Below are 22,935 nucleotides of genomic sequence, written 5' to 3'. Positions count from 1 at the left end.
AACGGGAGCGTCCGGCGAATGAGGAAGCAGGCAGACCATGTTGCGATTCTTGGCTATGCGCATAGCGTCGGCAATTCCGGTCCTCGCCATACTGAGCCTCGTCACCTTCGCCATCATCCAGGCGCCGCCTGGCGACTATGCCGATTACATCCGCTCGCAGCTGATCAACCAGGGCGGCGCTTCCTTCGCCGAGGCCGATGCGCAGGCGCAGGCCTACCGTGTCGAACACGGCCTCGATAAGCCACTGCCCGTCCAGTATCTCAACTGGATCGGCGGCATCATCACGCGCGGCGATTTCGGCTACAGCCTCTACTACAACAAGCCGGTGGCCGATGTGGTCGGCGAGCGGCTGCCGCGCACGCTGCTTCTGGCGCTGGTCTGCCATCTGCTCGCCTCGGTGCTGGGCATTACCTTCGGCATATGGGCGGCGACAAGGCAATACACCTGGATCGACTCGACACTGTCGGCCATCTCCTTCCTCGGCATGACGGTGCCGCGCTTCCTGATGGCGCTGATCATCGTCTACTTGCTGGTCTTCCAGTTCAACGCCTCGGAGATCGGCTCGTTCTTCTCGCCGCAATATGGCGGCGCGCCATGGTCGTGGGCGAAGTTCGTCGACCTCGTCAAGCATGTCTGGCCGGTGGTCGCGATCGCCACTTTCGGCGGCCTCGCCTACAATATGCGCGTCATGCGCGGCAATCTGCTGGATACGCTCAACGCCCAATATGTCGAAACCGCTAGAGCCAAGGGTCTGACCGGCAGCGCCGTCGTCATGCGTCACGCCGTGCCCAATGCGCTGCATCCCCTCGTCATGTATCAGGGCGTGGTTTTGCCCTACATGCTCACCGGCGAGATCGAGACGGCGATCATCTTCGCGCTGCCGACCGTCGGCCCGGCGGTTGTCGGCTCGATGGCAGTCGGCGATGTCTATGTCACCGCCACCTTCATGATGGTGCTGGCGGCGACGCTGATCGTTGGCAACATCATTGCCGACATGCTGCTCGTCCTGCTCGACCCGCGCATCCGCCAATACGGAGAGAGCTAGATGCTGGCCCGCGATCCATCACCGACACCGCTGCCGGCCGAAGGACCCATCGTCGCCAGACCGGCGCGCGGCAATGAGAGCTATATCGCGCTCGTCTGGCGCCGGCTGAAGCGCTCCTGGACCGGCATGGCCGGGCTTTGGCTCGTCGTGCTGCTGCTGGTGATGGCCGTCTTCGCCGAATTCCTGGCGCCGATGGATCCGAAGGCGACCGATGTCGGCTTCGCGCCGCCGCAGCTGCCTTCCTTCCACGACAAGGACGGCAATTTTGTCATGCGGCCGCGGGTCTATGCGCTGGCCGATTCGGCCGACCTCGATCCGGTCACCTTCCAGCCCGTCGTCGGCCCCGACTACGACCATCCAAGGCTGCTTGGCTTCTTTGTCGAGGGCGCGCCTTACAAGCTCTTCGGACTGATCCCGGCGGACCGGCATTTCTTCGCCTCGACGGACGGCCAGCCGGTGCATTTCCTCGGCACAGACAAGTTCGGCCGCGATGTGCTGTCGCGCGCCGTACACGGCTCACGGGTCTCGCTGATGATCGCGCTGACGGTCGTCTTCATCATCACCGTCATCGGCACCACCGTCGGCATGGTTTCGGGCTATTTCGGCGGCCGGTTCGATATCTGGACGCAGCGCTTCGTCGAACTGGTGCTCGCCTTCCCGCAACTGCCGCTCTATCTGGCGCTGACGACGCTGATCCCCGTCACCGCGCCGACCAATGTCTTCCTCGCCTTCGTCATCATCGTCATGTCGGCACTGGGCTGGGCGCAGATGTCGCGCGAGGTGCGCGGCAAGACGCTGGCGCTGGCGCGCATCGAGTATGTGCGCGCCGCCATGGCGGTCGGCGCCACCGACCGGCGCATCATCCTGCAGCACATTTTGCCCAATGTGATGAGCCACGTGATCGTCGCGGTCACCTTGGCGATCCCGACCGTGGTGCTGCTCGAATGCTTCCTCGGGTTCCTCGGCTTTGCGGTCAAGCCGCCGCTGATCTCCTGGGGCCTGATGCTGCAGGACACCGCAACCTATTCCGTCATAGGCACCTATCCCTGGATCCTGTCGCCGGTCGGTTTCGTGCTCGCCACCGTTTTTGCTTTCAACGCGCTGGGCGACGGCCTGCGCGACGCCGTCGATCCGTACTGAGGTGGCTGGGATGACCGTCGTACTCGCCGAGTCCTTCGCACCCATCGTTCGTCATGACCATGACGGGCGCCAGGATCAGCCCATCATCGACGCCCGCAACATCGAGGTGGCCTTCAAGGTCGAGCACGGTGTCGTCGAAGCGGTGAAGGACATCTCGTTCCAGCTCTATCGCGGCGAGACGATCGCCATCGTCGGTGAGTCCGGTTCCGGCAAGTCGGTGACGGCGCGCGCCGTCATGGGGCTGCTGTCCAGACGGGCGACCGTGTCGCCGAAATCGAGCATCTGTTACGACGGCCAGAACATCCTGAAATTCCCCGAGAGCGAGCGGCGCAAGCTGCGCGGCAACCGCATCTCGATGATCTTCCAGGAACCGATGAGCTCGCTCAACCCGATCTATACGGTCGGCAGCCAGATCGTCGAGGCGATCCGGGTGCATCGCAAGGTGGGCCGCCGGCAAGCATGGGCACGGGCGCTTGAACTGCTGCGGCATGTGCAGATTCCCGAGCCGGAAGCGCGGCTCAAACAGTACCCGCACCAGCTCTCGGGCGGTCAGCGCCAGCGCGTAATGATCGCCATGGCGCTGGCCAACAATCCCGACGTTTTGATCGCCGACGAACCGACCACCGCGCTCGACGTCACCGTCCAGGCGCAGATCCTCAACCTGATCCGCAACCTGCAGAAAGAGCTGCGGATGGCGGTGATCCTGATCACCCACGACCTCACCGTGGTGCGCAAATTCTCCGACTACGTCTATGTCATGCAGCATGGCGCGATGTGCGAGCACAACGTCACCGAGCGGCTGTTCGCGGACCCACAGCACCCCTACACGCAGCGGCTGCTCGCCTCGGAGCCGCGCGGGCGTCCGCAACCGCTTCCTGAGGGCAGCGGCGCCATCCTCGAGGCGAATGATGTGCGCGTCTGCTTCATGCTGCGCCACGGCAGTTTCCTGAAGCCGGACTGGCGCGAGCTGGTCGCCGTCGACGATCTCGGCCTTAAACTTTGCCGCCACGAGACGCTGGGGCTGGTCGGCGAATCCGGTTCCGGCAAGACCACCTTCGGCCAGGCGCTGCTGAGATTGACCGACGCCAAGCGCGGCGAGATTCGTTTCGACGGCCAGCCGATCCACGGCCTGTCACGCAACGAGATGCGGCCGTTTCGCTCGCGTATGCAGATCGTCTTCCAGGATCCGTTCTCCTCGCTCAACCCGCGCATGACGATCGGCCAGATCATCGAGGAAGGGCTGATCGTCAACAGCATCGGCGCGACGCGGGCCGAGCGGCTCGACCGGGTGCGCGAGGCGCTGGTCAGCGCCGGCATGCCCGGCGATATCCTGTCGCGCTTTCCCCACGAATTCTCCGGCGGCCAGCGGCAACGCGTCGCCATCGCCCGCGCCATCGCGTTGGAGCCCGAATTCATCCTACTCGACGAGCCGACATCCGCGCTCGACCTGTCCGTGCAGGCGCAGATCATCGATCTGCTGCGCAAGCTGCAGGACGAGCGCGGTCTGAGCTACCTTTTCATCTCGCATGACCTCAAAGTGGTGCGCGCGCTGTGCCACCGCGTTATCGTCATGCAGAACGGCAAGATCGTCGAGCAAGGCCCTGTCGACGAAGTCCTCACCAATCCCAAGACCGCCTACACCGAACGGCTCGTCAGGGCCGCATTCGACGTGGCGTAGCAAAGTGCCGGAGGTTTAAAGTGGCAAGAAATCCCAGGATCACATTCATCGGCGCCGGCTCGACGGTGTTCATGAAGAACATCGTCGGCGACGTGCTGCAGCGCCCAGCACTCTCGGGCGCGACGATCGCGCTCATGGACATCAATCCGCAGCGGCTGGAAGAGAGCGCTATCGTCGTCAACAAGCTGATCGCGACGCTCGGCGTGAAGGCAAAGGCCGAGACCTATTCCGACCAGCGCAAGGCGCTTGCCGGCGCCGATTTCGTCGTCGTCGCCTTCCAGATCGGCGGCTATGAGCCCTGCACCGTCACCGATTTCGAAGTGCCGAAGAAATACGGCCTGCGCCAGACGATCGCCGACACGCTCGGCGTCGGCGGCATCATGCGCGGCCTGAGGACAGTGCCGCATCTGTGGAAGATCTGCGAGGACATGCTCGCCGTCTGCCCCGAAGCGATCATGCTGCAATACGTCAATCCGATGGCGATCAACACCTGGGCGATTTCGGAGAAATACCCCGACATCAAGCAGGTCGGGCTCTGTCACTCGGTGCAAGGCACGGCGATGGAACTCGCTCACGACCTCTCCCTGCCTTATGACGAGATCCGCTACCGGTCGGCCGGCATCAACCACATGGCCTTCTACCTGAAATTCGAGCACCGCCAGCCCGACGGCTCCTACCGCGACCTCTATCCGGATCTCGTGCGCGCCTATCGCGAGGGCCGCGCGCCCAAGCCGGGCTGGAATCCGCGCTGCCCCAACAAGGTGCGCTACGAGATGCTGACCAGACTCGGCTATTTCGTCACCGAAAGCTCGGAGCATTTCGCCGAATACACGCCCTATTTCATCAAGGAGGGCCGCCCCGATCTGATCGAGAAATACGGCATTCCGCTCGACGAATATCCCAAACGCTGCATCGAGCAGATCGAGCGTTGGAAAGATCAGGCGCAGGCCTACCGTTCGGCCCAGCGCATCGAGGTCGAGGAGTCCAGGGAGTATGCCTCCTCGATCATGAACTCGGTCTGGACCGGCGAGCCGTCGGTGATCTATGGCAATGTCCGCAACAATGGCTGCATCACCTCGCTGCCCAGGGATTGCGCCGCCGAGGTTCCCTGCCTGGTTGACGCCTCCGGCATCCAGCCGACCTATATAGGCGACCTGCCGCCGCAGCTGACGGCGCTGATCCGCACCAACATCAACGTCCAGGAACTGACGGTGCGGGCGCTGATGAGCGAGAACCGCGAGCACATCTACCATGCGGCGATGATGGATCCGCACACGGCGGCCGAGCTCGACCTCGACCAGATCTGGTCACTGGTCGATGACCTTCTCGCAGCTCACGGCGACTGGCTGCCGGCCTGGGCGCGCACAAGCCGCAAGACCGAGGCGGCCTGACCGGCGGCGTCGCCCTATTTCGGTTCGTCGGTGTCCGGTTCTTCCTCGTCGTCGCGGGCCTTGATGACATAGGCGCCCTTCAGCCAGCGGTTGAGGTCGATGTCCTTGCAGCGCGTCGAGCAGAACGGAAAGCTGTCGCGCGCCGACGGCTTGCCGCATTCGGGGCAGGGGCGCTTTGGCCGCAGCGGCGTGACTTTGGAGTCGGAATTCATGGCCGTGGGGACAGCCAGCTCTGATGGGTTTTAAAGCCTTCGCCAGACAGCAAGGCCACCGTCTCATAAAGGGGCAGGCCGACGATGTTGGTGTAGGAGCCGACGAGCTTGACAACGAAGGCGCCGGCGAGGCCCTGGACGGCATAGCCGCCGGCCTTGCCGCGCCATTCGCCCGAGGCGACATAGGCGTCGATCTCCTCGCGCGGCAGCCGCTTGAAACGTACCCGCGTCTCGACCAGCCGCTGGCGCAGCTTGCCGCCCGGCGTGATCAGGCAGATGCCGGAATAGACGCGGTGCGAACGGCCGGACAACAGCCCGAGGCAGTTGGCGGCATCGTCCAGCGTCTCGGCCTTGGGCAGGATGCGTCGGCCGACCGCCACCACCGTGTCGGCGGCCAGCACGAAGCTCGGTGCATAATCCGTCTCGGTCTTCAGCGACGCGAACGCCTTCTCGGCCTTTTCCTTCGACAGTCGCTTGGCCAGCGAACGCGGATGCTCGGCACGCAACGGCGTTTCGTCGATATCGGCTGGCAGGATACGGTCCGGCTCGATGCCGGCCTGTTGCAACAGTTCGATGCGGCGCGGCGAACCCGAGGCAAGCACCAGCTTCTGCAAAATGCTCATCGCGGACCAGTCGGGCTTGATCTTACTTGAAGCGATAGGTGATGCGGCCCTTGGTCAGGTCGTATGGCGTCATCTCGACCAGAACCTTGTCGCCGGTCAGCACGCGGATGCGGTTCTTGCGCATGCGGCCGGCCGTATGGGCGATGATCTCGTGTTCGTTTTCGAGCTTCACCCGGAACATCGCGTTGGGCAACAATTCCGTCACGACACCCGGAAACTCGAGGACTTCTTCCTTCGGCATTCGATACCTTTGCTTGGATGGCAGTTCCAGCGCCCCGGCTGGAATTTCGGCGGAACCTATATGATAATCGTCCGCTTGTGAACACGCTTAATCCGCCGCGTTTTTTGCTTCTGGAGGCAAAAAACGTCGGCTTATGCGCAACTTCAGCCGCTCGCGCACATCGCGGTAGGCCGCCATGATCTGCTCGCGCGTGCCGCTCGCACCGGTCGGGTCCTGTGTCGGCCAGTATTCAACCTCGACAGCGAGCGAGCGGGTGAGCTCCAGCGCGGCATGGTGCGCCTCCGGCGCCAGCGTGACGATCAGGTCGAAATAGTCGTCCTCGAGGTCGTCCAGCGTCCTGGGATGACGTTCGCCAAGCGTGAGACCGTCTTCGGCCAGCACCGCATCGACGAACGGGTCGCGTTCACCGGCGCGCACACCGGCCGAGGCGACGAAGATGGTGGCGGGCAGCATCCGGCGCGCCAGTTGCTCGGCCATCGGCGAGCGCACGGCGTTCATGCCGCACAGGAACAGGATCGAGCGGGGCAGGGCGCCGGGTACCAGGGCTAGCCCCGCCAGTGCAGCACGCAGACCAGCGTGAACAGCCGGCGCGCCGTGTCGAAGTCGATGTCGATCTTGCCGGAGAGCCGGTCCATCAGCGTCTGCGAACCTTCATTGTGCAAACCGCGCCGGCCCATGTCGATCGCCTCGATATGGCTCGGTGTCGAGGAGCGGATGGCGTCGTAGTAGCTTTCGCAGATCATATAGTAATCCTTGACGATGCGCCTGAGCGGCGTCAGCGACAGGATGTGGGTGACCACTGCGGCCCCGTCCTCGCGCGCCACGGCGAAGACCAGGCGCTGCTCGGCCAGTGACAGTTTCAACCGATAGGGGCCAGCGCCACCATCATTGACGGGTTGAAAACTGTTCTCCTCGATCAGGTCGAAGATCGCCACCGCGCGTTCGTGCTCGACATCGGGCGTCGAACGGCCGATCGATTCGTCGAGTTCGACATCGATCAGCCTTGCGCGGGTTCGATCGTAGTCCGACATAGTGGCCTACATGTTCAGCCGTATGGCGACGGAGCGGCCATGTGCGTCGAGCCCTTCCGCCTTGGCAAGCGCGATCGCCGCCGGCGCCAGCACGCGCAATTGCTCCGGCCCGAGCTTCAGGATCGAAGTGCGCTTGACGAAATCGAGCACAGACAGACCGGACGAGAAGCGCGCCGAGCGCGCCGTCGGCAACACGTGGTTGGAGCCGCCGACATAGTCGCCGATGACTTCCGGCGTATGCCGGCCGAGAAAGACGGCGCCGGCATTGCGCATTTTCGCCAGGAAGCCCTCGGCGTCATCGATGGCCAGCTCGACATGTTCGGCCGCGATGCGGTCGACCAGCGGCAGCGACTTTTCGATTGCCGGCACCAGGATCACCGCGCCGAAATCGCGCCAGCTTGCGGCAGCCGTCTCGGCGCGCGGCAGGCTCTGCAACTGACGTTCGACGGCGGCTTCGACTGCCTTGCCGAAGGCCTGATCGTCGGTGATCAGGATCGACTGTGACGAGACGTCATGCTCGGCCTGCGCCAAAAGATCGGCGGCGATCCAATCCGGGTCATTGCTGCCGTCGGCGACGACAAGCACTTCCGAAGGGCCGGCGATCATGTCGATGCCGACGGTGCCGAACACTTGGCGCTTGGCCGCCGCGACATAGGCATTGCCGGGGCCGACGATCTTGGCGACCGGCTTTATTGTCTCCGTGCCGTAAGCAAGTGCTGCGATCGCTTGCGCGCCGCCGACGCGGTAGATCTCCGAGACGCCGGCGATATCGGCTGCCACCAGCACCAGCGGATTGATAATGCCTTGCGGCGCCGGCACCACGATGACGATGCGCTCGACGCCGGCGACCTTGGCCGGCACGGCGTTCATCAATACCGAGCTCGGGTAGCTCGCCGTGCCGCCCGGCACGTAGAGCCCGACCGCCTCGATCGCCGTCCAGCGCCAGCCGAGTTCGACGCCGGCGGCATCCGTGTAACGATCATCCCTGGGCTTCTGCCGCTCGTGATGCGAGCGAATACGGTCGCGCGCGAAATGCAACGCTTCGACTGTCCGCGGATCGGCTTCGGTATAGGCTTTGGCAATGTCATCCCTGGAGACGGCGATGCCCAGCGTGCCGAGGTCGCCGCCGCCAAATTTCTGCGTGTAGTCGATCAATGCCTTGTCGCCCTCGGCGCGGACGCGCGCGATAATGTCGCGCACCACGGCGTCGACATCGGCGGACACTTCCCGCTTGGTCGTGAGGAAGGCGGCGAAACGCTGCTCGAAATCGGCGTCAGACTGGCGAAGCGTGATGGCCATCGACGGTCAAGCCTTGTGGACAGGACGTGAAGTGGCTTCCCACGCGCCGCCTATGTCGGCAAGGCGGGCCTCTATGCATTCGACATCGAGCATGATGGTGCCGCCGCCCGAAAAGATCAGCTCGACGATGCCGGCCGGCTTGCTGATCTCGATGAAGCTGATCGCCAGCAGGGACAGCACCTCGGCCGGCTTGTTACGGGCAATGCCATTGGTCTTGGCGCCCAGCACCCGGTCGAAATGCAGCACGGCCTGCCGCCGCTCATTGTGCTGGCGAAACAGGCCCGACTTCGCCTCCCAGACGAAACGGTTCATGGTCAGCACGAAACGCTTGGCCGAGGGCAAGAATTCGAGATCACTGACTTTCAGGACGGCGTCCTGCACATGAGCCGAAACGATGCTCAGGTCCTGGTCGTCGAGCGCGATAAGCTTGAGGGCCATGCGGAATTTGCACCTAAGGTTGGTTTCAGCCTTCTGTTAGGCGGTCTTTCCGGCCGGCGCAACCGCGACACGACCGCCGCCCGAGGCAATCGCCTCGGGTTTGCGGTATTGGCAGGGGGATGAAGGCCGTACGGGCAGTCTCCGTCCGGAGCGGCTGCCGTCCGATCGTCAGGCAGAAATCCGCTCGATCACCGCGCCGCAATTGGACAGCTTTTCCTCCAGCCGCTCGAAGCCACGGTCGAGATGGTAGACGCGGTTGACCGTGGTCTCGCCTTCGGCGGCGAGGCCGGCGATGACCAGCGAGACGGAAGCGCGCAGATCGGTGGCCATGACCGGCGCGCCTTTCAGCTTCGCCACGCCGTCGACGATCGCCGTCTGGCCTGAAAGCGTGATGTGGGCGCCGAGCCGGGCGAGTTCCTGCACATGCATGAAGCGGTTTTCGAAGATCGTCTCGGTGATGCGCGACTTGCCCTTTGCCATGGTCATCAGGCCCATGAACTGCGCCTGCAGATCGGTCGGGAAGGCCGGGAACGGCGCGGTCGTCACGTCGACCGGCGAAATGCCGGCGCCGTTGCGCTTCACGCGGATGCCGGAATTGGTCTGGGTGATCTCGGCACCCGTCTGCGAAATCACGTCGAGCGCGGTCTGCAACAGCTCCGGCCGCGCACCTTCGAGCACGACGTCGCCGCCGGTCATGGCGACCGCCATGGCATAGGTGCCGGTCTCGATGCGGTCGGGGATGACGCGCACGCGCGCACCCGACAGCGATTCGACGCCATCGATGGTGATGGTCGGGGTGCCGGCACCGGAAATCCTGGCGCCCATGGCGTTGAGGCATTCGGCGAGGTTGACGATTTCGGGCTCGCAGGCGGCGTTTTCCAGCACCGTCTCGCCCTTGGCCAGCGAGGCCGCCATCATCAGCACATGGGTGGCACCGACCGAGACTTTCGGGAACACAAAGCGGTTGCCGACCAGGCGGCCATTCTTGGTCTTGGCGATGACATAGCCGGTGTCGACGTCGAGATCGGCGCCAAGCGCCTGCAGGCCCTCGAGGAACAGGTCGACCGGGCGCGTGCCGATGGCGCAGCCGCCGGGCAGCGACACCTTGGCCTCGCCCATGCGGGCCAGCAGCGGCCCGATCACCCAGAATGACGCCCGCATCTTCGACACCAGCTCGTAAGGCGCCGTCGTGTCGACGATGTTGCGGGCGGAGAAGTTGATGGTGCGCGAATAGCCTTCATTCTGCTTCTCGCGGCGGCCATTGACCGAGTAATCGACGCCGTGATTGCCGAGGATGCGGATCAGCTGCTCGACATCGGCCAGATGCGGCACGTTTTCCAGCGTCAGCGTGTCGTCTGTCAAAAGCGAGGCGATCATCAAGGGCAAAGCGGCATTTTTCGCGCCCGAAATCGGAATGCTTCCGGAGAGCTTGTTGCCTCCGACAATTCTGATGCGATCCATTGGAGAACGTCCCTCTCGGCCAAAAAGGCCGCTTCAATCGTTTGAGTATCGGCCCGTCTAGACCATTGGCCGGTCCGGTTCAAGAAATAGGATTTCCAAGCATCCGGGCCAAGAGTGGCCGATTTGAGTTAATCTTTCTGTATTTCCTTGGCCGAACCGAGCCCGTCCGGCCTTTGGTCGGCTTCACCCGTACGGCGCGAGCGCGATTGCGCCTTGCGCTTCTGCAGATTGGCGCGCAACTGCTCGGCGAGCCGGTCCTTGCGGTCCGTGCCGCCCTTTTTCGGTGATATCGTCTTGTCGCTCATCGTCCCGTCCCGGCCGGCGACCGGCCAAACCTGCCGTTCAGGGATAGCCAACATTGTGGCGCCGCCATGTCATTGAAAGCTATCCGGCAAAGGCTTTCACAGAAGCGTTGTTCTTGGCCTTGCGCTTGCCGGTTCGATATGGCAGAAGCCCCGCCATCAGCGGCTGCGGTAGCTCAGTGGTAGAGCACTCCCTTGGTAAGGGAGAGGTCGAGAGTTCAATCCTCTCTCGCAGCACCAGTCTATCCCATTGAAATCATTGGATCCCTTGACATACAAGGGTTTACGTCCATTCTGATGTTACAAATGCCGTAACAAATCGGATGGAATTGATGACAGGCCGTGTTCGAAATCTCCTGAATCGCGACGGCCGTTATTTCGCGCGGCTTGTCGTTCCGAAAGAGCTCCGGCCATACATCGGGAAGGCCGAGTTGCGAAAAGCGCTCGGTCCCGACTACCGGACAGCCCTGAAGATGTTGCCAGGCGCTGTCGCTGTCCTGCAGCACGAGATCGCACTTGGCGAGCGCCGCGCCGTTGCGGCAGGCGAACAATTCATCATTGTGGGCCGCTACCCGCTTCTTCCACCACAAATAGCCAGCCGAGACTATCAAAATGCGCCTTGGGGCGTCACAGGGGTCATTTTGCGGGGCGTCACATCGTTACAAACGTCGTCATAAACAGTTGATTTTATTACAGAAAGACAGAGTTCAATCCTCTTGCCGATCCGAACGGATGGACAGGCAACAAGCGACCAACCATTCTGAAGGCGGTCTCCTCCCAAGAGCTACACGGGTCTCGCTGAACCTCGCCTAGGCGAGGTCCCGAATCTCACGCGACGGCTAGGTCGGAATACTCAAGCACATGCCCGCTATCCATCGCGACGATCGCCAAAGCTTGACCAGACCCACTGCCGTCCGCGTCATAGTAAAGAACGTCATTGGCAGTGTTAAACCAGAAAACTTGGTTTGTATTAGTCGATCCCGTATCGTTTGCAACGAAATGAGATGCGTCTAATATTCCAATGTCAGCGCCCCCGCTCGCAAGACCTCCGCCGTATTTAGCGTGATCGAATTGGAAAATGTCGCCCGACGTAAAGCCGGATACGTGATTCAATCCGGTATCTGGTGATCCCACCCGAATGGCTGTATTGGCGCCAAGCAGATTGACGGTGTTGTCAGCCCCAGAAGAAGGATGTTATCACTGTTGCCCGACACGTCCACGGTGTTCTGCGGCCCGACGAGCGAGATGGTATCGCCGGAGCCGGTGACCGTGAGATGGTTGCTACCGGACGGGTTGCCCGGGTTGGGGTCTGTAATGAAGTTCAGCGTGAGACCGTTTCCGCTGACGCCGATCTGGTCGTTGTAGGCATAGAGGGTCTGCGTCGTGTTGCTTGAAGAGACCGAGACCGTGTGTCCGTAGCCATAGAGCCTTGAGGTGCCATCGGTGCCGAAGATGTTGACGGTGTTGTAGAAGCCGCTCACCAGCAGCTGGTCAGTGGCGCCTTCCATGCTGATGGTGTTGTTGAATCCGCCCTCAAATACCAGGCTGTCGTTGCTGCCGCTGACGTGAACCTCGTTGGCGTCGGCATTGTCATAGTAGGTGCCTACCGTGACGGCGTCATTGTTGCCTGTCACGTTGACATGGTCGTGGGTGCCGGCGACGGTGACAGTATCGTTGGAACCGGTGCCGGGGAGAGGACCTGCCCCGATGGTGATGACGCTGTTACTGGCGGCCAGCGTTGCGCCGGTGTTGTCGGACACAAGGTGGATCGGTGAGCTGCCGTTGACGGTAACGGAATCGTTGGTTCCAGAGACGATCACGCCCCACGGATCGGAGAACTGTCCGGTGACGGTCACGTTGTCGTGGGCGCCGGCGACGGTGACGGTTGCGCCTGTCACACTGCCGGTGGAGGAAACCGACAAGGTTTGATTGTCGCCCTCCAGGGTGACACCCGTCCAGTTCGCCAGCGCGACGTTGTCGCCGCTGCCATTCAGATACATCGTGCTGTTGATGGCGCCGGCCATGCTGATGGTGTCGTTGTCGCCGGACAATATGATCGAGTGACCGCTGCCGCTGATGTTCACATTCGTGCTGCTGGCGGTGACCGTCAGATCGCTGTCGCTCTTGAGGCCGCTTGAGGAGCCGGCGCCGGAGAAGTTGATCGTATCGCTGCTGCCGGTGACCGCGACGACATCGTGCGCGCCCGAAAGGTTCAGCGTGTCGCTGTTGCCCGAGACGTTGATCGTATCGCTGCTACCCGCAAGCGTGATAGTCACTCCATTGTCGCCTGCTCCTAGCGTCACGATATTGCCGCTGCCTGCATTGACGGCCAGGTTCTGCCCATTCCTCAAGGCAAGGCTTTCGCCTGTGCCGGTGAGATTGAAGTTTTCGAATCCGCTGAAGGCCGCAAGGCTGTTGAGGTCGAACGATCCCGACCCGGAGATGCTGAGAGTGTCGATACCGCCGCCGCCGGTGAGGCGATCCCCGGCGTTTAGTGTCTGCGGTGTAGCGAACAACGTATTGCTTCCACTCGCGAAGCTGACGGTCGCATTGCCAGGCCCAAGTGTGACGCTATTATTGTTTGATCCTGCTCCGAATGATACTACGTGATTATTGCCATACGAGATGTTCACCGAACTGTTAGATCCAGTGATGTTGACCGCGTCGTCGCTTTGACAATCAATTTGAACGACCGCATTGTTTCCGGAAATATTGACAGAGTTTAAAGAGGCATAATAGCCAAATAAAACAGATGAATTGTCTCCTACTATGGAAACAGTCGCGAGATGGCTGGAGCCAAAATCAAGATTAGTATTGTCGCCGGTAACGGTTATCGTGTCGGAGTTGTTTCCAATGCTGAGGTTGTTTCCATCTCCCGTAATGCTAACTACATTGCCGCTTCCCAGATGTAATGTCCGAAACAAGGCGTTGTCAGCGTTAAGATGGAAGGTTGTCCCCGAGGACAAGAAGGTGACAACGTTTCCTGTGCCCGTAAGAGTGAGGCTGTCATTCGCTCCTGAGACGGTCACGGTCTCATGATCGCCTGCCACTGTTACTGTATCGCTGGTGCCGCCAACGGTGACCGCGTTGCCGCTACCGGACACCGAGACCGCAACACCATCATTGCCGGTCGCCAGCGTCACCGAGTTGCCGCTTCCTGCGTTGACGGCGAGATGCTGACCATTCCTTAGGGTCAGGCTTTCGCCTGTGCCGGTGAGATTGACGTTTTCGAAGCCACTAAAGGCCGCGAGACTGTTGAGGTCGAATGATCCCGACCCGGAAAGCACCAGCGTGTCGATGCCGCTGCCGCCGGTGAGTTGATCACCTGAATTGAGCGTCAGCGCGTTGCCAAAAACCGTCGTATCGGCTGAGGATACAGGTATGACATCGTTTGCCGGCGTCAGATTTATGTATCGGCCGGTGCCGTCGACGAGGATCTCTATCGACCCTTGGGCGAGGATTGCGTCACGCTGGGCGGCCGTGAAGTCGAAGCCATTGGCTGCGATCGTGTCTTGACCAAGACCGCCGTTAATCTGGAAGGCGGTTGCAGCGCTCGACACCGTAAAGGTGGTGCCGGTGGCATTGGTGCTGGTGAAGTGGACGTCAGTGGCGACGGTCTTGCCGGAAAGATCCACGCTGGTCCCCGAGGCTTGCACCTCACCTGATCCAATGAATTCATTGAATTGAGATATGGCGCCTTCCGCGGCAACAACCGCGCCATTCAGAAGATATAGATCTGGAACGCCACTGATCGTGGTCCCCGAAAGATCGTAGACACCATTTCCGCCATAAACCTGGACGCTGCCACTCGAATTCCCGCTGCCCTGGATGATATCTCCCGCGTGGAATTGTGAAGGATCAACGGCGACATAGGCGCTGTTGGCACTATTGGAACTATAGATTTGATACGTGCCGGTCGAAAGGAAGAAGTTGTCAGTGCCTTGGTCGTAGATCGTGGCCGACCCGCTCGAAAGGTAGTAAAGGCCGATATGACCAAGCCCACTTTGGTCGTCGTAAATTGTGGTCGAGCCCGAGCCCAGATAAACATGGTTGAAGGATCCGGCCCCGATGTGAGCCGCAACAGTGCCCGCACTGAACGTCAGCGTCTCATTGCCGAAGCCGGTGGTGTGGAGCGTCCCGCTGAACGCACCGGAAAGGGTAAGCGAGGTTGCTCCATTGCTCGCCAGGTCAATCTCTTCGAAGCCGCTGAAGTGCGCCAGGCTGTTGAGGTCTACGGTGCCAGACCCGGAGATGCTGAGCGTGTCGGTGCCGCTGCCGCCGGTGAGGCTGTCGCTGCTGTCGAAGGAGGAGGGCGTAGCGAATACCGTGTTGGTTCCACTCGTGAAGCTGACCGTTCCGCTACCCGCTCCGAACGTTACGCTGTTGTCAGAGCCCGCCCCGAATGACACCACGTGATCATGGCCATACCCGAGGGTAACCGAATCATTCGATCCTGTGATGTTGACCGTGTCGCTGGCCTGGCAGTCCACCTGAACGATTGTGTTGCTGCCGGTAATATTCACAGTGTCGTAAATTGAATAGAAGCCAAAATCGACAGAACTATTGTCGCCCACTATGGATACAGTGGTGACATGGCTATCGCCAAAATCAACAGACGTGCCATCTCCAATCACTGTCGAGTTATCGAAATTATTGTGCAGCGTAAGGCTGTTACCGTTCCCTGTGATATTCACCACGTCAGCACCGCCTGGATAGGTCGATGTCTCCACAGTGTTGTTGTTGCCTATGATCGATACCGTATCATTGGAGCTGTGGATGTTGACCGCATCACCGCTGCCGGACACCGAGACCGTAGCGGCGTCATCGCCTGCTGCGAGCGTCACGGTGTTGCCGCTGCCAGCGTTGACCGCCAATTCTGACCATTCTTCAGGGTCAGGCTTTCGCCGGTGCCGGTGAGATTGACGTTTTCGAAGCCGCTGAAGGCCGCAAGGGTGTTGAGGTCGAACGATCCCGCCGCGGAGAGCACCAGCGTGTCGGCACCGTTGCCGCCCGCCAGACTGTCCCCGCCGTTCAGCGTCGCGCCAGCGCCGATCGTCGCGTTGACGGTGTTCGTGCCGCCGGCGAAGCTCACGGTGTCCACGCCCGTGCCAAGCGTCACGGCATTGTTGTTAGATCCCGCACCAGAAAATGATATAAAACCCTCGTTACCGGTCATTACAACCGTATTATTCGATCCTGAGATGTTTACGGTATCGTTGGTCCCGCCCAGCGTGACGCTGTCGTTGTTCCCCAACAGGGTCAGGGTGGTGTTGTCGCTTGTCGTGACGCCATCGTTGCTTGCGGTGAGGCTTAGTCCAGCTTGGCTTCTCGCGTAGCTGACTGGCCCACTACCTTGCACGAGAACGTTGCCGTTTCCGGCAAGGCCGGTGCCTGAGTAGCCGCTCACCACTACAAGGTTGTCCGTTCCGTTTACAGACACACTTCCATAGCTGCCGGTCACGGTCACGAAGTCACTGCTGCCATTGACGCCAACCGAGCTGTAATCACCGTTGACGGTGACGGTATCGTTGGCCCCATTGACCTGCACGATGTTTCCACTGTCGCCTCCGGGTTGGGCAACCACGACGGTGTTGTTGTCGCCTATGACGTTCACCCTCTCGTTGTGGGTGGTCAGGGTCACACTGTCGTTGCTGCCCAGGAGATCGATCGAATTGTTGACCTGATAGGCATTCAGGCCATTGCTGGCGGTCAGCGTCAGGCTTGTATTGCTGGCGGTGAAGGCGACGGCATTGTTGTCACCCGCAATCGTCACCACGTCGTTACCGCCAGTCAGCTGAATGGTGTTGTTGGTGGACGTCACGCCCAGGTTCGCGTTGTTCGATCCGAAGACCAGCTTGTCGTTGGTTCCGCCCAGCGTGACGCTGTCGTTCGTCCCGAACAGGCTCAATGTGTCGCTGTTTCCCGAGAGGTTCACCGTGTTGCTGCTACCCGTCAAAGTGACGGTGTCGTTGGAGCCGGTGCCGGCGGGGAGGGGCCCTGTTCCAATGGTGATGACGCTGCTGCTGGCGGTCAGCGTTGCGCTGGTGTTGTCGGAGACGAGATGGATCGGTGAACTGCCATTGACGGTAACCGAATCGTCGGTCCCCGAGATGATCACGCCCCACGGGTCGGCGAACTGCCCGGTGACGGTCACGCTGTCGTGGGCGCCGGCCACGGTGACGGTCGCGCCGGTGACACTGCCATTGGAGGAGACCGACAGGGTTTGATTGTCGCCCTCCAGGGTGACACCCGTCCAGTTCGCCAGCGCGACGTTGTCGCCGGTGCCATTCAGATACAATGTGCTGAAGGAGGCGCCCGCCATGCTGACGGTGTCGTTGTTGCCCGCCATGACGATCGAGTGACCGCTGCCGCTGATGTTCACATTCGTGCTGCTGGCAGTGATTGTGAGGTCGCTGTCACTCTTGAGGCCGCTCGACGAGCCGGTGCCCGAGAAGTTGAGCGTATCGCTGCTGCCGGTGACCGCGACAACGTCGTGCGCGCCCGACAGGTTCAATGTGTCGCTGCCGCCAGAGACGTTCACGGTGTCGTTGTTGCCGGTTACGTTCGCAACGTCACCGTCGGCCTGCAGGTTCACCACGTCGCTGTTGCCGGTGACGTTTGCAGTGTTGGATGAGCCGTCTACGGTAAGGCTGCCATTGTCGCCGACCAAGGTGGCGGTGTTGAAGTGAGAGTAGATGTCAAGGGAGATGCTTCCATAGTTGCCGGTGAGTGTCACAGACCCATAGTTGGTGTCCGTGGAAATGTGGTTGTGGTCTCCGGTGACGCTCGCGGTCTCGTAGTTGCCGCCAACCAACACCGAATTGTTGCTGCCCGTTACGGTGACAACGTCGCCCCAGCCGGAGATGGTGGTTGAGTTGTTGTCGCCAGTGACGCTCATCGTCTGGCTGGCTCCCTGGTAGCCGTCGGCATAGAGGGTGGCGTTGGTCGCCGTCACTGCCAGGTTGGTGTTGTAAGTCGTGAAGTGCAACACATCACCGATGCCCGTCATCGACACCGTATCGTTGCTGCCAGAGACGTTCACCGTCTCATTGTCACCCGAGACCGACACCGTATCGTTGGCGCCGCCAACGTTGACCGCGCCGCTGCCGCCAGACACCGAGACCGTAGCTCCATTGTCGCCGGTTCCCAGCGTCACCGTGTTGCCGCTGCCGGCGTTGACAGCTAGGTTCTGCCCGTTCCTCAGGCTGAGGCTTTCGCCGGTGCCGGTGAGATTGATGTTTTCGAAGCCACTAAAGGCCGCAAGGCTGTTGAGGTCGAACGATCCCGACCCGGAGAGCACCAGCGTGTCAGTGCCACTGCCGCCGGTGAGTTGATCACCGGAATTGAGCGTCAGCGCGTTGCCAAAAACCGTCGTATCGGCTGAGGATGCAGGTATGACATCGTTTGCCGGCGTCAGGTTTATGTATCGGCCGGTGCCGTCGACGAGGATCTCTATCGACCCTTGGGCGAGGATTGCGTCACGCTGGGCGGCCGTGAAGTCGAAGCCATTGGCTGCGATCGTGTCTTGACCAGGACCGCCGTTAATCTGGAAGGCGGTTGCAGCGCTCGACACCGTAAAGGTGGTGCCGGTGGCATTGGTGCTGGTGAAGTGGACGTCAGTGGCGACGCTCTTGCCGGAGAGATTCACACTGGCGCCTGAGGCGCGCACCTCTCCTGATCCAATGAATTCGTTGAATTGGGATACGGCGCCTTCTGCGGCAACAACCGCGCCATTCAGAAGATATAAATCGGGAACGCCACTGATCGTGACCCCGGAGAGATCGTAGACACCATTTCCGCCATAAACCTGGACGCTGCCGCTTGAATTCCCGCTGCCCTGGATGACGTCGCCCGCGTGGAATTGTGAAGGATCAACGGCGACGTAGGCGCTGTTGGCATTATTGGAACTATAGATTTGATACGTGCCGTTCGAAAGGAAGAAGTTGTCAGTGCCTTGGTCGTAGATCGTGGCCGACCCGCTCGAAAGGTAGTAAAGGCCGATATGACCAAGCCCGCTTTGGTCGTCGTAAATAGTGGCCGAGCCCGAGCCAAGATAAATATGGTTGAAAGATCCGGCCCCGATGTGAGCCGTAACCGTGCCCGCACTGAACGTCAGCGTTTCATTGCCGAACCCGCTGGTGCGAAGTGTCCCGCTGAACGCTGCCGAAAGCGTAAGCGAGGTTGCTCCATTGCTCGCTAGGTCAATCTCTTCGAAGCCGCTGAAGTGGGCCAGAGTGCCCAAGTCAAAGCTACCGGCACCTCCCAGGGCCAGCGTGTCAATGCCGCTGCCACCGGTGAGACTGTCGCCGCTGTTCAAAGTGGACGGCGCCGCGAACACCGTATTCGTGCCGCCGGCGAAGCTTACCGTGTCCAAGCCCGTGCCAAGCGTCACGGCATTGTCGCCAGATCCTGAAACGTTGACCGTGTCGCCGCCGCCGGTGACGGTCACCGCATTGCCACTGCCCGAAAGGTTCAGTGTGTCGCTGCTGCCGGTGACGTTCACCGTATTGCTGTTACCCGTCAAAGCAACGGTGTCGTTGGAACCGGTGCCGGGGAGAGGACCTGTTCCAATGGTGATGACGCTGTTGCTGGCGGCCAGCGTTGCGCCGGTGTTGTCGGACACAAGGTGGATCGGTGAGCTGCCGTTGACGGTAACGGAATCGTTGGTTCCAGAGACGATCACGCCCCACGGATCGGAGAACTGCCCGGTGACGGTCACGTTGTCGTGGGCGCCGGCCACGGTGACGGTTGCGCCGGTGACACTGCCAGTGGAGGAGACAGAAAGGGTTTGATTGTCGCCCTCCAGGGTGACGCCGGTCGAGTTCGCCAGCGTGACGTTGTCGCCCGTGCCATTGAGATACATCGTGCTGTTGACGGCGCCCGCCATGCTGATGGTGTCGTTGTTGCCCGCCAGAACGATCGAGTGACCGCTGCCGCTAATGTTCACATTCGTGCTGCTGGCAGTGACCGTCAGGTCGCTGTCGCTCTTCAGACCGCTCGACGAGCCGGTGCCCGAGAAGTTGATCGTATCACTGCTGCCGGTGACCGTAACGACGTCATGTGCGCCCGACAGGTTCAATGTGTCGCTGCCGCCAGAGACGTTCACGGTGTCGCTGTTGCCGGCTAGCGTGATCGTCACCCCATTGTCGCCACTTCCCAGCGTCACCGTGTTGCCGCTGCCGGCGTTCATGGCGAAGTTCTGACCATTCTTCAGGGTCAGGCTTTCACCTGTGCCGGTGAGATTGATGTTTTCGAAGCCGGTCAAGGTAGCCAGGCTGTTGAGGTCGACAGCACCTGCTCCGGAGATATTGAGCGTGTCGATGCCGTTGCCGCCGGTGAGGCGATCACCACTGTTCAGCGTCGCGCCCGTTCCGATCGTCCCGTTCACCGTGTTCGAGCCGCTCGCGAAACCGACCGTGTCATTGCCGGCCCCCAGTCCTATCGTGTTGCCGCTGCCGGCGTTCACGGTGAGGTTCTGGCCATTCTTCAGGGTGACGCTCTCGCCGGTGCCGGTGAGATTGACATTTTCAAAGCCGGTGAAGGTTGCCAAGCTGTTGAGATCGAACGATCCCGACCCAGAGATGCCAAGCGTGTCAGTGCCGGTGCCGCCGGTGAGGCGATCGCCGCTGTTCAGTGTCGCGCCCGCGCCGATAGCCGCGTTCACCGTGTTGGAGCCGCCGGTGAAAGTCACAGTGTCATTGCCAGTCCCCAGCCCTACTGTGTTGCCGCTGCCCGCGCTGACCGTCAGATTCTGACCATTCTTCAAGATGAGGCCTTTTCCGCTGCCGGTGAGAACTACGTTTTCGAAGCCGGTGAAGCTCGCCAGGCTGTTGAGGTCAAAAGATCCCGACCCGGAGATGTTGAGCAAGTCGGTGTTGATGCCGCCCGATAGGCTGTCTCCACTGTTCAGGGTCGCGCCCGCGCCGATTGTCGCGTTCACAGTGTTGGTGGCAGAAACAAAAGCGACCGTGTCGTTGCCGGTCCCGAGCGTCACCGTATTGCCGCTACCGGCGTTCACGGTGAGGTTCTGACCATTTTTCAGGGTCAGGCTTTCACCTGTGCCGGTGAGGTTGACATTTTCGAAGCCGGTGAAGGTCGCCAGGCTGTTGAGATCAAACGATAGCGATCCGGAAATGTTGAGCGTGTCGATGCCGCCGCCGCCGGTGAGGCGATCGCCACTGCTGAGGCTCCCGCCACCGCCGATGATCGCGTTCACGGTGTTGGAGCCACCGCTGAAAGAGACTGTATCATTGCCGGTCCCCAGGGTGACCGTGTTGCCGTTGCCGGCGTTGACCGTCAGGTTCTGGCCGTTCTTCAGGGTCAGGCTCTCGCCGGTGCCGGTGAGGTTGACATTTTCGAAGCCGGTGAAGGTCGCCAGGCTGTTGAGGTCCATAGAACCGGCACTGGAGATTACCAGTGTATCGGTGCCGCTGCCGCCGGTGAGGCGATCGCCACTATTGAGCGTCGCGCCCGCGCCGATTGTCGCGTTCAACGTATTGGAGCCACCGCTGAAAGAGACTGTATCATTGCCGGTCCCCAGGGTGACCGTGTTGCCGTTGCCGGCGTTGACCGTCAGGTTCTGACCGTTCTTCAGGGTCAGGCTCTCGCCGGTGCCGGTGAGGTTGACATTTTCGAAGCCGGTGAAGGTCGCCAGGCTGTTGAGGTCCATAGAACCGGCACTGGAGATTACCAGTGTGTCGGTCCCACTGCCGCCAGTGAGGCGATCCCCGCTATTCAGCGTCGCGCCAGCGCCGATCGTCGCGTTGACCGTGTTCGTGCCGCCGGTGAAAGTCACCGTGTCGTTGCCGGTGCCCAGGGCAACCGTATTGCCGCTGCCGGCGGCGACCGTGAGGTTTTGACCGTTCTTCAGGGTCAGGCTCTCGCCGGTGCCGGTGAGATTGATGTTTTCGAAGCCGGTGAAGGTCGCCAGGCTGCTGAGATCGATAGAACCTGTGCCGGAAATCACCAGCGTGTCGGTAGCGCTGCCGCCGGTGAGGCGATCACCGCTGTTGAGTGTGGCACCCGCGCCGATCGTCGCGTTCACCGTGTTCGAGCCGCTGGTGAAAGCGACGGTATCGTTACCGGTCCCGAGCGTCACGGCGTTACCACTGCCCCCACTCACGGTAAGGTTCTGACCGTTCTTCAGGGTCAGGCTTTCGCCGGCGCCGGTGAGGTTGACGTTTTCGAAGCCGGTGAAGGTAGCCAGACTGTTGAGGTTAAATGATCCTGATCCGGAGACGCTAAGCGTGTCGGTTCCGGTGCCACCGGTGAGGCGATCACCGCTGTTGAGTGTGGCACCCGCGCCGATCGTCGCGTTGACCGTGTTCGTGCCGCCGGTGAAAGTCACCGTGTCGTTGCCGGTGCCCAGGGTGACTGTATTGCCACTGCCGGCGGCGACCGTCAGGTTCTGACCATTCTTCAGGGTCAGGCTCTCGCCGGTGCCGGTGAGATTGACATTTTCAAAGCCGGTGAAGGTTGCCAAGCTGTTGAGATCGAACGATCCCGACCCAGAGATGCCAAGCGTGTCAGTGCCGGTGCCGCCGGTGAGGCGATCGCCGCTGTTCAGTGTCGCGCCCGCGCCGATCGTCCCAAACACCGTGTTCGAGCTAGATCCGTTGAAGGTAACTGTATCGTTCGCTGTCGTAAGAGTTTTTGATGGCATGGCGTCCTCCCGCTTTTTGCTTGAAATCGGCAACTGTAACGCAGCCGAAATCCGAGCTAGGAGCCGCTCAGGACCTCCGCAAGATTTATGCCGTTAGGTATTTGCCGGTCGGGAGAGTGCCCTAAACTTTCGGCGGCGGTCCGGCCGTGATGTCCGTAGGAGCCGGCGGCCCGGGCAAAAGCAACTGCCTCGAGCACAATACGCAAGTCGTTACATACCGAGCGCATTGCAATGTATGTCCCACTGGAGTTAATTAAGAAAGCACTAATATTTCGTAAAGTCGAGAGGAGAAGACGAGCTTGCGCCATTTTCTCGAACACTGGACTCCAGAGTCGCCCACAGCTGCGAACGTGCAATGCCATAGGAACGGTCGCTCTGGCTGCCTTGGACGTGCCGAGCGATTTCATAAGCT

16 protein-coding genes and 1 tRNA gene are annotated in these 22,935 nt (G+C 61.1%); 6 read left to right on the top strand and 11 right to left on the bottom strand.

What is annotated here, in order from left to right; genetic code table 11:
• The first annotated feature begins 37 nt into the window (after positions 1 to 37).
• Genes AC0V8S_RS34695 through melA form a run of 4 tightly spaced genes read left to right on the top strand, consistent with a single transcriptional unit; the run spans position 38 to position 5,254 of the window.
• On the top strand, positions 38 to 1,045 hold the full coding sequence (locus AC0V8S_RS34695; protein ID WP_475436133.1) for an ABC transporter permease: 1,008 nt from the start codon (positions 38 to 40) through the stop codon (positions 1,043 to 1,045).
• Positions 1,046 to 2,185, top strand: a complete 1,140-nt coding sequence (locus AC0V8S_RS34690; protein WP_475436131.1) for an ABC transporter permease — start codon at positions 1,046 to 1,048, stop codon at positions 2,183 to 2,185. It begins immediately after the preceding gene.
• A gap of 10 nt (positions 2,186 to 2,195) precedes the next feature.
• Complete coding sequence (locus AC0V8S_RS34685) at positions 2,196 to 3,863, top strand: ABC transporter ATP-binding protein (protein WP_475436130.1); 1,668 nt, start codon at positions 2,196 to 2,198, stop codon at positions 3,861 to 3,863.
• Positions 3,864 to 3,883: 20 nt separating this feature from the next.
• On the top strand, positions 3,884 to 5,254 hold the full coding sequence (gene melA / locus AC0V8S_RS34680) for an alpha-galactosidase (protein WP_475436128.1): 1,371 nt from the start codon (positions 3,884 to 3,886) through the stop codon (positions 5,252 to 5,254).
• Between the two features lie 14 nt (positions 5,255 to 5,268).
• Here melA and yacG read toward each other — a convergent pair whose 3' ends face one another.
• The 9 genes from yacG to AC0V8S_RS34635 form a co-directional block, all read right to left on the bottom strand.
• Positions 5,269 to 5,466: a DNA gyrase inhibitor YacG gene (gene yacG, locus AC0V8S_RS34675; protein ID WP_475436126.1), complete on the bottom strand. Its 198-nt coding sequence runs from the start codon at positions 5,464 to 5,466 to the stop codon at positions 5,269 to 5,271.
• Positions 5,463 to 6,089, bottom strand: coding sequence for a Maf-like protein (locus tag AC0V8S_RS34670; RefSeq protein ID WP_475436124.1), 627 nt, complete (start codon positions 6,087 to 6,089; stop codon positions 5,463 to 5,465). Before AC0V8S_RS34670 ends, yacG begins: the two co-directional genes overlap by 4 nt.
• A 22-nt stretch (positions 6,090 to 6,111) precedes the next feature.
• The gene (gene infA / locus AC0V8S_RS34665; protein WP_006200926.1) at positions 6,112 to 6,330 is read right to left on the bottom strand and encodes a translation initiation factor IF-1; all 219 of its coding nucleotides are present in this window, start codon (positions 6,328 to 6,330) and stop codon (positions 6,112 to 6,114) included.
• Between the two features lie 87 nt (positions 6,331 to 6,417).
• Complete coding sequence (locus AC0V8S_RS34660) at positions 6,418 to 6,828, bottom strand: arsenate-mycothiol transferase ArsC (protein ID WP_244661520.1); 411 nt, start codon at positions 6,826 to 6,828, stop codon at positions 6,418 to 6,420.
• Positions 6,829 to 6,875: 47 nt separating this feature from the next.
• A complete protein-coding gene (locus tag AC0V8S_RS34655) occupies positions 6,876 to 7,361 on the bottom strand; it encodes a UPF0262 family protein (RefSeq protein ID WP_095198256.1) in 486 nt (161 codons plus the stop codon).
• 6 nt (positions 7,362 to 7,367) lie between these two features.
• Positions 7,368 to 8,660 carry a histidinol dehydrogenase gene (gene hisD / locus AC0V8S_RS34650; RefSeq protein WP_475436122.1) on the bottom strand — a complete coding sequence of 431 codons (1,293 nt, stop codon included), beginning with the start codon at positions 8,658 to 8,660 and terminating at the stop codon, positions 7,368 to 7,370.
• A gap of 6 nt (positions 8,661 to 8,666) precedes the next feature.
• On the bottom strand, positions 8,667 to 9,098 hold the full coding sequence (locus tag AC0V8S_RS34645) for a DUF2948 family protein (RefSeq protein ID WP_475436120.1): 432 nt from the start codon (positions 9,096 to 9,098) through the stop codon (positions 8,667 to 8,669).
• A gap of 168 nt (positions 9,099 to 9,266) precedes the next feature.
• Positions 9,267 to 10,559: a UDP-N-acetylglucosamine 1-carboxyvinyltransferase gene (gene murA, locus AC0V8S_RS34640; protein WP_095198253.1), complete on the bottom strand. Its 1,293-nt coding sequence runs from the start codon at positions 10,557 to 10,559 to the stop codon at positions 9,267 to 9,269.
• A 128-nt stretch (positions 10,560 to 10,687) separates the two neighbouring features.
• On the bottom strand, positions 10,688 to 10,864 hold the full coding sequence (locus AC0V8S_RS34635) for a hypothetical protein (protein WP_096458598.1): 177 nt from the start codon (positions 10,862 to 10,864) through the stop codon (positions 10,688 to 10,690).
• Between the two features lie 162 nt (positions 10,865 to 11,026).
• Here AC0V8S_RS34635 and AC0V8S_RS34630 point away from each other — a divergent pair.
• Positions 11,027 to 11,101, top strand: a tRNA-Thr gene (locus tag AC0V8S_RS34630).
• Positions 11,102 to 11,193: 92 nt separating this feature from the next.
• On the top strand, positions 11,194 to 11,538 hold the full coding sequence (locus AC0V8S_RS34625; protein WP_475436117.1) for a DUF6538 domain-containing protein: 345 nt from the start codon (positions 11,194 to 11,196) through the stop codon (positions 11,536 to 11,538).
• Between the two features lie 432 nt (positions 11,539 to 11,970).
• Here the strand turns inward: AC0V8S_RS34625 and AC0V8S_RS34620 are convergent, their stop codons facing one another.
• Positions 11,971 to 15,735, bottom strand: a complete 3,765-nt coding sequence (locus tag AC0V8S_RS34620; RefSeq protein ID WP_475436115.1) for a beta strand repeat-containing protein — start codon at positions 15,733 to 15,735, stop codon at positions 11,971 to 11,973.
• Positions 15,702 to 22,523 carry a hypothetical protein gene (locus tag AC0V8S_RS34615; RefSeq protein WP_475436114.1) on the bottom strand — a complete coding sequence of 2,274 codons (6,822 nt, stop codon included), beginning with the start codon at positions 22,521 to 22,523 and terminating at the stop codon, positions 15,702 to 15,704. Before AC0V8S_RS34615 ends, AC0V8S_RS34620 begins: the two co-directional genes overlap by 34 nt.
• Positions 22,524 to 22,935: the final 412 nt, after the last annotated feature.

Source organism: Mesorhizobium oxytropidicola (assembly GCF_056174625.1).
This window is presented reverse-complemented; position numbering and strand designations above follow the sequence as displayed.

Bases quoted from the DNA above. Each gene is read 5' to 3' on its own strand.
- yacG (WP_475436126.1), bottom strand. From the start codon at position 5,466: ATGAATTCCGACTCCAAAGTCACGCCGCTGCGGCCAAAGCGCCCCTGC.
- AC0V8S_RS34660 (WP_244661520.1), bottom strand. From the start codon at position 6,828: ATGAACGCCGTGCGCTCGCCGATGGCCGAGCAACTGGCGCGCCGGATG.
- AC0V8S_RS34625 (WP_475436117.1), top strand. From the start codon at position 11,194: ATGACAGGCCGTGTTCGAAATCTCCTGAATCGCGACGGCCGTTATTTC.
- AC0V8S_RS34645 (WP_475436120.1), bottom strand. From the start codon at position 9,098: ATGGCCCTCAAGCTTATCGCGCTCGACGACCAGGACCTGAGCATCGTT.
- AC0V8S_RS34670 (WP_475436124.1), bottom strand. From the start codon at position 6,089: ATGAGCATTTTGCAGAAGCTGGTGCTTGCCTCGGGTTCGCCGCGCCGC.
- AC0V8S_RS34635 (WP_096458598.1), bottom strand. From the start codon at position 10,864: ATGAGCGACAAGACGATATCACCGAAAAAGGGCGGCACGGACCGCAAG.
- AC0V8S_RS34615 (WP_475436114.1), bottom strand. From the start codon at position 22,523: ATGCCATCAAAAACTCTTACGACAGCGAACGATACAGTTACCTTCAAC.
- murA (WP_095198253.1), bottom strand. From the start codon at position 10,559: ATGGATCGCATCAGAATTGTCGGAGGCAACAAGCTCTCCGGAAGCATT.
- AC0V8S_RS34690 (WP_475436131.1), top strand. From the start codon at position 1,046: ATGCTGGCCCGCGATCCATCACCGACACCGCTGCCGGCCGAAGGACCC.
- hisD (WP_475436122.1), bottom strand. From the start codon at position 8,660: ATGGCCATCACGCTTCGCCAGTCTGACGCCGATTTCGAGCAGCGTTTC.
- AC0V8S_RS34655 (WP_095198256.1), bottom strand. From the start codon at position 7,361: ATGTCGGACTACGATCGAACCCGCGCAAGGCTGATCGATGTCGAACTC.
- AC0V8S_RS34695 (WP_475436133.1), top strand. From the start codon at position 38: ATGTTGCGATTCTTGGCTATGCGCATAGCGTCGGCAATTCCGGTCCTC.
- AC0V8S_RS34685 (WP_475436130.1), top strand. From the start codon at position 2,196: ATGACCGTCGTACTCGCCGAGTCCTTCGCACCCATCGTTCGTCATGAC.
- infA (WP_006200926.1), bottom strand. From the start codon at position 6,330: ATGCCGAAGGAAGAAGTCCTCGAGTTTCCGGGTGTCGTGACGGAATTG.